At 30.7% G+C, this 1,988-nt stretch carries 2 protein-coding genes; both read left to right on the top strand.

The window, feature by feature from the left end:
* Positions 1–245 precede the first annotated feature (245 nt).
* Complete coding sequence (locus U9R42_12075) at positions 246–575, top strand: phosphoribosyltransferase family protein (GenBank protein ID MEA3496755.1); 330 nt, start codon at positions 246–248, stop codon at positions 573–575.
* Between the two features lie 11 nt (positions 576–586).
* Positions 587–1,723: a DNA-processing protein DprA gene (locus U9R42_12070; GenBank protein ID MEA3496754.1), complete on the top strand. Its 1,137-nt coding sequence runs from the start codon at positions 587–589 to the stop codon at positions 1,721–1,723.
* The last annotated feature ends 265 nt before the right edge of the window (positions 1,724–1,988 follow it).

Genomic DNA, 1,988 nt, shown 5'->3' with positions numbered 1-1,988 from the left:
TTTGTAGATAAAAATAATTTGCCACCAAAGGAATAATTTCTATTTTTATACTATGAAATTTATACAAGGAAAAGACAGAAGACAGGCATATATTTTTCCAACATCACTGAAAGAAGCAATTCGAAAAACGTAACCTAAAAAAAGCAAATTATTTTTGAGCAAAGCAGAAATGTCCTTATATTTGACAAAAATTTAATCGGTGGTTAGGGTTATTAGACAGACTGACGTTTGATTTAATTGTATATGTGCCACCTACTGAATCAGGGGACTTGGTTAAGAATTTTGCAGAAAAAATTTCAAGAGTTTTGAAAGTACCTATCTCACATAATCTTGTAAAAACAGGAGAAACACAACCGCAAAAAGTATTTGAAAATGGCTATTTAAAAAGAGATAATGTTGCTGGAATGTTTACTTTCAATAATCCTGAACAGATAAATGGTAAAAATGTTATTCTTTTTGATGATATTTTTGATAGCGGTGCAACAATTAAAGAGATTGGAAGAATGTTAACTAATAGTGGTGCGAGTAAAATAGCACCTTTAATAATCGCCAGAACTGTTGGTGGTGATATATAAAAAGGAATAGTATGAATGAAGAATTATCATATTGGCTTGCTTTGGCACATTTGCCAAAACTCAGAACTAAAAAAAAGAATGAAATAATTGTTCGATTGTTTGAAGAACAAAAAACGATTATTGATTTCTTTCATTTTGAGCCAAAACAATGGAAAGACAATTACGAATTAAATTACAATGAGATTTTATTATTTCAAGATGCTATAAAGGAATTGTCAAATTATGCTTTTATGGTTGAAGACCTTCTTGAACAAGGATACAGTATTTTACCAATCACTTCACCTGAATATTCCCCTATTCTTAAAAAGAATTTGGGTAGAACATACGCACCGCCCTTAATCTATACAAAAGGAAATAAGGCAATAATGAAAGAAAAATCTGTCGCTATTGTAGGTTCAAGAAAAGCAGATAATGTGTCTTTGGATTTTACAGATAATGTTGCTAAAACAGCTTCCCAAGATTATAAAGTTATAGTAAGTGGTTTTGCCAAAGGAGTTGATAAGCAAGCATTAGATTCAGCATTAAAATATAAAGGACAAAGTATTATTGTTTTACCCCAAGGTATTTCAACATTTAATTCAGGCTTTAAAAAATATTATAAACAAATCATTGGCGGTGATGTGATGGTATTGAGTACTTTCTATCCAAAAGCGACTTGGAGTGTAGGTTTAGCAATGGCTCGTAATCCAATAATTTACGGTTTAGCAACTGAAATTTTTGTTGCAGAATCGAGTAATAAAGGCGGTACTTGGTCGGGTGTCGTTGACGGACTTAGAAAAGGACGAAAAATATTTGTCAGGAAACCAAACTATAATGAAAAAAATGCTAATAATCAATTAATACAAAAAGGAGCTGTTCCTGTTGATGCAAAAGGAATTGTTTTGAGCTATGAACAACAAACAAATATGCTTCAAAATGTTGTTGCAGAACCTGACTCTAATGACGTTGAATATAAAATTATTGAATTTTTAAAAAAGGGAGTATTTACTTCAAAGAAAATTGTTGACACTCTGAAATTAGATTGGAGTTCCAGAAAAGTTTCAACATTTCTAAAAGAACAAGATGAAATAATTACAGTAGAAGGAAAGCCATTAAAATTTGCACATAAAGAACGAACAATCCAATCGCAAAAGACATTATTTGATTAGTGAAGAAAAAGTACAGTGCCTAACAAAGGCTATACGTAATTTGGGTAATATGCTGACATTGAAGTTTTTAGTGCCAAATAAAATTAATGATAAATTGAAAAATAATCGTTTCAAAATCCCGCACTACGCATAGCCAAACCGTCAGACTGTCTAAAAAAATCAACAATTTGTAGATAAAAATAATTTGCCACCAAAGGAATAATTTCTATTTTTATACTATGAAATTTATACAAGGAAAAGATAGAAGGCAGTCCTATATTTTTCC

It is taken from the genome of Bacteroidota bacterium, assembly GCA_034723125.1.
Classification (GTDB): domain Bacteria; phylum Bacteroidota; class Bacteroidia; order CAILMK01; family JAAYUY01; genus JAYEOP01.
This window is presented reverse-complemented; position numbering and strand designations above follow the sequence as displayed.

What these genes read in the sequence shown, in the direction of transcription:
- U9R42_12070 (MEA3496754.1), top strand. Translation starts at nt 587, where the DNA reads ATGAATGAAGAATTATCATATTGGCTTGCTTTGGCACATTTGCCAAAA.